We start from the raw sequence: 6,237 nt of genomic DNA on the forward strand, positions 1-6,237 counted from the left end.
CCCCCTCCGCAGATCCGTACGTGCGCTCCTAACGCATACGGCTCCTGCCTTGGGTCGTGACGATCAGACGCTGGTTTGGGTAGGGATGGCAGATGTGGACGAGAGGCAACCAGTGCGCTGTGATGCGACTCATTCGCTGCGAAGTCATACGATGCTTCTGACTTCGGCGGCGCAGCGTGCGGAACCACAGCCGACCGACGGCTTGACGAAACTGGCCGATGCGCGTGCCGTTACGGGGCACTCCGAAGTAGCGCGCATGCCCGTTCACCACCGCTCGCAGGTACCGTCCCTGTTCCGTGATGGTATGGTGCATACGCCGACGCAGTGCCTCCTTGACCGTCAGCAGCTTGGCTCGCATACGCTTGGCGCTGGTCAACCGCAGTACCGCAAACTTCCCCTTGCGGGTCTTCCCGCAGCAATGCGTAAAGCCCAGGAAGTCAAAGGTTTGCGGTTTGCCTCCTCCGCGACGTCGGCAGTTCTCGCGCGCAAAGCGCCCGAACTCGATCAGCCGCGTCTTGCTCTCGTGCAGCTTCAAGCCGAAGCGGCCCAGCCTCTCGATGACCTCGCGCTGGAAGCGCTCGGCATCCCTCAGGTGCTGGAACCCCGCGACCCAATCATCGGCATACCGCACCACGATCACGTCGCCGTCGGCATGCCGCGCACGCCACTGTTTCACCCACAGGTCGAACGCATAGTGGAGGTAGATATTCGATAACAACGGCGAGATGCTGCCGCCCTGAACTGTACCGACCTTACTCTGCGCCAACCGGCCGTCTTCCAGCACGCCAGCGTGCAGCCATTTCTTGATGAGCCGCACCACTCGCATGTCCGCCACCCGGTGCTCGATGAATCTGATCAGCCAGTTGTGTTCGATCGTGTCATAGAACTTGCTGATGTCAGCATCAAGTATCCAGCTCACTTTCCTGCGTTCGATACCTACGCTCACGGCGTCGAGCGCGTTGTGGGCGCTCTTGCCAGGACGGAAGCCGTAACTGAACCCGACGAAATCCTGTTCGTAGATCGCGTTGAGTACCTCGACCGTTGCANGCTGAACGAGCTTGTCCTCCAGCGCAGGCACGCCCAGCGGGCGCTTGCTGCCGTCGGCCTTGTCGATGTACACGCGTCTGACAGGCTGGGGCCGGTAAGCCCCTCGGGCCAGCCGGTCGGCCAGATCCAGAAGCCGCGCTTCCAGGTCCAGTCCGTACGACTGCNACGTCTNGCCGTCCACCCCGGCAGCCGCCTTGCGCTCAAGCGCAAAGTAGGCTGCCCGCNGGCGGTCGACCGCGTAGATGTGATGCATCAGGGTGGTGAACTTCGCACCCGGTCGGCCTTTGGCCGTCTGTCGTATGCCGTCGAGCGCCGTTCCCATGTCATATTCCCGCCCCGATCTGCGGGACATGTGCGCTGCGACTGCATTGCCCTTGNCCTGCCGCCTTCCCTCCACCGTCTCCGCCGTCGCGGGAGTTGCACCCTCGACTTTGTTCGACAGCTTCTGCGGTACTACGCAGCAGTCCGACTTCCCGCGCCCGTAGCTCATCGTCGTATTCCCTCAGGCTTCACGATGCGCACTGCTCCCAGCGCTTCCCAGCGGGGGCAGTAGAGCGTGGGATCTCCCGGTTCCCGTGTGAGATGTTTCCGCGCGTGCGCGGGGTCTTAGACCGCGCGGGGTCCAGCGCTGCCTCGCCAACGCGGCAGCACCAGTGTGGCCTTCGGCTTGTGTCCACAGCCTCGACACCCCGGTCGGCCCGTGCCTTGCAGCACGGGGCAAATATCTCGCGGCTCAATACCCGGCCCGCGCGTACCCCTGTCAACGCTTCGCCTGCATCCTCACGGGTGCACACGCATGACTCGGGGCCGCCGTGGCTGGCTAGGCCTTCAACGTATGACTCTTTCATTCACAACACCTCACCGGTTTTGACCGGCGCACGGACATGCTTTTGCAGCTCAGGCGGCCAGCTTTATCAGCCTTTCCTGACGGGCTTCGAGGGGTGATTTGAAGCCCAGTTTTTCAAGACGCCAGTCGCGATTGTATCGGTCCCTGAACGCGATGGCCGCAGCACGGACTTCCTCCAGGTTTTTAAAGATGCGCCCGTGAATCGCCTGTTCCTTCATCGTCCTGTTGAACCGCTCAGCGACGCCGTTGGTCTGCGGTTCGGCAACAAAGGCGTAGCTGGGTGCGATGCCCCAGAACCGGATCTGCTCGCGGAAGTCATCCGAGGTGTATTGCGAACCGTGATCCATGCGCAGCGACAACCCGCGCCCCGAGTCGGCGACCACCGAGCCAAACTCGGCCAGCAGCCCCTGGGAGATCGGCTCGAGCGCCGCGAAGCGGTCGCCGATTTTCGCAGCGTGGATGCCGGTGCACATGCCGTCGCAATGATCAACCGCCGAGAAGATCCACACCATGCCGTCGTCCGCGGTCGCGATGCGCACGCCGTCGGTACCCCACATCTCGTTCGGGCGATCAGTCGTGATCCGGCCGTCGTGAAGGTTGGGTTCACCATTGGGCCGCCGGTACGGCGAGAGCAGGCTGTGCTCGCGCATCAGGCGCAGCACGCGGGTCCGGGAGACCCGGATGTCGTGCAGGATGCGCAGCCGCGCCCAGACCTTGCGGTGCCCCTCGCCGCTGAATGGCGACGCTGCCAAATCGTCGCGGATGGCCTTGAGCAGCTCGACATCTGGCATCTTCGGCTTGGGGCCGCGACGTCCCGCGACGATCGGCACCACGTTAGCTGCGGCTCTCGCACGCACCGCGTAGATCGTCGAGCGCGGAAACTGGAGCACCTGGCAGACCCTCTGCAATCCGAAGGGCTTGCCTGCGCTGACGGAGATCGTGTGGCTCATGTCGACGACCTCCGCACGCTCAAAGGGCGGCGCGCCTGCAGCTCGCGCTCCTTGCGCAGGATTTCGACTTCCATGGACAACTCGCCGACCCGCCGCACGGCGTCGTTCAGCCGCGCCTGCAGTGGATCCGTAGTACGTGCCTTGAGGCCTGCTTCCATGCCGCTCAGCGCCAGTTCACGCCATTGCTCGAGCTCGGCGATCGTCACACCGACTTCGCGCGAGATGGCGTCGACGGGTTCGCCGCGCAGCAACCGAAGCACCACACTACGCTTGCGGCCGGTAGACCAGCGTTTGATTTCGGCCGCGCCGGAGGCGCTTGCAGTCGCGCTACGCGCTCCTTCCAGCGCCTCCGGCGCAATCGCCTTCGTATCGGGTCTCTTCAACATCAACCACTCCAGTTTGGATCACACGTTTTACCCCAACTTTGTGTCCAGAAAAACCGGAGCCGCCGCACGCACTAATGCGACACAACCGATTCAAACGGGCAGGAGTAGCTTCAAACTTGCAGCCATCAACACAATGCCCAGTAAAAAATGGATCTGGCGAGGCGATAGCCAACGGCTGCCCAGATGTGCCCCAAACCAGCCTCCCACGATCACCACCAACGCCAACCGACCGGTCCCATCGGGAAGGTGATCTGTGGCGCTCCAGTTACCTGCCAGCGCTACTAGGGAATTGCAGAGGATGAACAGCGCGGAAACGGATGCGGCAGTGCGCGTGGAGGACCACCGACAAAGCAGCAGAAGTGGTGTTAGCAGAACGCCGCCGCCCACTCCGGTCAGCCCCGAGGCAAACCCGATAACCGCTCCGCAAACCAGCGCGACCGGCCAGGAAGGTGGTCGCACAGCGTGATCATTTGATGGCTTTCGCGCCAGCGACAAGGTTCCAGCGATTAACAACAGGATGCCAAGCAGATACTCAAACCATGTTTCCTGGAGCGTTATATAGCCGCCCAATAGCGCCATGGGAATGGCCGGAAGTGCAAATGGCCAGAACAACTGCCAGTTAAAATGCCTGTCGCGAATGAAGCGCCAGTTGGCGACCAGGGAAACCAGGATATTCAGGACAAGCGCGGTGGGCTTGATGCTGTCGGGCTCATATCCCAACAATGCCATTATGGCAATGTATCCAGAAGCCCCAGCCTGACCTGCGCTCGCGTAAAGCAGCGCAACAGCCAGAAACGCGCCGTAGATCAGCAGTGTTTGTGTACCGGTCATCGCGGATGTCAACCAGAAGGCTGAAGCGACAGTATCGCATCCTGTGAACAGGACGAAACCACCCGTATCGAGCATTGATCGGTCAACGTTGATCAGCATCAACAACATCGCGAGCGGCTTGCACGTTCGTTAATTTGTGTCACATCTCCGCGAGCACAATCTAAATTCCATCGCGCACAATCAGCCCTTCCCTCTCCAGGTTCACCAGAGTACGATACAACGTTTCATGCGCGTGGCCGCCCATTGCATGAGTGTGCCAGGCGGCTTGAACCGCCCCTCGTCGTCTCGCTCGAGGCGCAGGCAATGCAGGACGCTCGCGGGGCGAACGTAGCGTCAGACGCTCCTCGCGGGCACGGCTGCGCATGCGTTGCCGCGACAGTTGCCGGATCCAGTCGACCGCGAACAGCGAATCACTCTCCAGACATGCAAGCAGCGTCCTCGCTGGAAAGGCGAGCAATTCATTCGCGCTCCCGCAAAACGCGTCGCAGTAGTAGCGAGAGCTGAAGAGACTGGTTCTGTCGCCGCAGTAAGAGCGAGAGGTCGGCCAAGACCGATATGGTATGGATTCCTTATCCAGCCAGCGAATAGAACTGCTGTGCGGGAGTTTGACCGACGCCGCCATCGTTCAATTGCCCCTTGACGTTCATGTGCATGACTTCGATGCCACCTAGGAGAATGCGGGCGCAACTAAATTTCTCGAACCCGAGCATCGGGCGGGTCCGGCGCTTGATCGCGCGGTGGTCCTGCTCGACGATGTTATTCAGCCTGTAGCGCGTCGGCCAGCGCGAATATCAATGAGCTGTTGGCCACGAAGCAAGCTATGTATTTCAAGCTGCGCCAGCGTCGCGGCGCGCACGGACGGGTGGGGGCTCCCGCCCGATACGTACGGAAGGCTCTGTCACGTTGGCGAGGTGGTCACGTAAGATGTCGCGATGAAGAAGACAAAATCGCTTTATCACGGCCACCGGTTCCCGGCGACGGTCATTAGTCACGCGGTTCGGTGGTACTTCCGGTTCCAACTCAGCCTGCGTGATATTGAAGAACTGCTGTTCGAGCGCGGTGTCATCGTCAGTTACGAGACGATCCGCCGCTGGTGCGACAAATTCGGCGCGGGCTTCGCACATCGCGTCAAAGCTGCTCGCCGCAAACCTGGCAGCACATGGCATCTTGACGAAGTCTTCGTTACGTTGCGCGGTGAGCCTTATCTGCTCTGGCGGGCAGTCGACCAGCAAGCACGGCGCCGAACTCGACATCCTGCTGCACAAACGTCGCGATAAGGCCGCAGCAAAGCGCTTCTTCAAACGCGTGCTGGCCGCCTGTCCCGACGCGCCGCGAAGGATTGTCACCGATCAGTTGCGCAGCTATCCGGCCGCGAAGGCCGAAATTCCCGAACTGGCAAACATCAAACACGTATTCGTCAAAGCCAGTGCTCGGGTGAACAACCGTGCCGAAAATAGCCATCAACCCACGCGTGAGCGCGAACGCCGGATGCGTGGTTTCCGCGATCCTGATCGCACACAAGCGTTCTTATCGAGCTTCGGACCAATTCGCCAGCACTTCGCGCTCAAGCGACATTTACTGCGTGCATCACTCTATCGCAATCAGCTCGCCGCACGCTTTGCCGGGTGGCATCGCTTCACTGGGCTCACCCAAGATCCGTCCGATTTCTGAGCAAATGTACGTCCTGTGCGCACTTGCGTCTCGAATACCTTAACGTGACAACGCCCTTTTCTCTGGTGAGCGCGCACGTTGCTGAATCAGCGGCTCCGCCCGCTGCCAGAACGCATCGTCATCTCTCACGATTCGACTCTCTTCGTGGTCAAGCCTTCGCTATAATGCCGCACGCGCTTGCGGCCCAGACGAAGTGCACACCAATTTACGAATAAGCTTTAAGGCTACGCTGATCAAGCCGTGTAAACACAACGGGTTGCGACCAAGACATGTGTAAACTTTTGAGATCGCGAATAACAGCCGTAAAAGCGAGCATTCCTGCTCATGTTGGGCCCCTTGAGGGGCCCTGCACGGGCTTGTCGCCCGTCTTTGGCCCTCTACGGGCGCACCTGTGCTGTCGAGCGACCTCGCCACATGTAAAGATTGGCCAGCGCGAGCGCAACAAAGGCGCGATTGGCGTTTTTCGACAGCCCGCGATAACGAACCTTCGTGAAGCCCCACAGCC

Annotated in this window: 4 protein-coding genes and 3 pseudogenes; 1 reads left to right on the forward strand and 6 read right to left on the reverse strand. The window is 60.8% G+C overall.

Features of this window, described 5'->3' with window-relative positions:
* Positions 1–28: 28 nt before the first annotated feature.
* The 5 genes and pseudogenes from ltrA to A3CW_RS0144625 all read right to left on the reverse strand — a co-directional run.
* The gene (ltrA, locus tag A3CW_RS0144605; protein WP_028209218.1) at positions 29–1,537 is read right to left on the reverse strand and encodes a group II intron reverse transcriptase/maturase; all 1,509 of its coding nucleotides are present in this window, start codon (positions 1,535–1,537) and stop codon (positions 29–31) included.
* A 407-nt stretch (positions 1,538–1,944) separates the two neighbouring features.
* On the reverse strand, positions 1,945–2,844 hold the full coding sequence (locus A3CW_RS0144610; protein WP_028209219.1) for an IS3 family transposase: 900 nt from the start codon (positions 2,842–2,844) through the stop codon (positions 1,945–1,947).
* Positions 2,841–3,230, reverse strand: a complete 390-nt coding sequence (locus A3CW_RS0144615; RefSeq protein WP_051482132.1) for a transposase — start codon at positions 3,228–3,230, stop codon at positions 2,841–2,843. Before A3CW_RS0144615 ends, A3CW_RS0144610 begins: the two co-directional genes overlap by 4 nt.
* 90 nt (positions 3,231–3,320) lie before the next feature.
* Entirely contained in the window at positions 3,321–4,160 is an 840-nt protein-coding gene (locus A3CW_RS0144620; RefSeq protein ID WP_161782988.1) for a sulfite exporter TauE/SafE family protein, read from the reverse strand.
* 470 nt (positions 4,161–4,630) lie between these two features.
* Positions 4,631–4,825: pseudogene (locus A3CW_RS0144625) on the reverse strand (DDE-type integrase/transposase/recombinase); the annotation flags it as partial.
* A 168-nt stretch (positions 4,826–4,993) separates the two neighbouring features.
* Here A3CW_RS0144625 and A3CW_RS50010 point away from each other — a divergent pair.
* Positions 4,994–5,732 (forward strand): annotated as a pseudogene (locus A3CW_RS50010) (IS6 family transposase).
* 377 nt (positions 5,733–6,109) lie between these two features.
* On the opposite strand, the pseudogene A3CW_RS53030 reads toward A3CW_RS50010, so the two are convergent.
* Positions 6,110–6,237, reverse strand: a pseudogene (locus tag A3CW_RS53030) (IS5/IS1182 family transposase); the annotation flags it as partial.

Origin of the sequence: Paraburkholderia nodosa DSM 21604 (genome assembly GCF_000519185.1) — a bacterium.
Lineage (GTDB): Bacteria > Pseudomonadota > Gammaproteobacteria > Burkholderiales > Burkholderiaceae > Paraburkholderia > Paraburkholderia nodosa.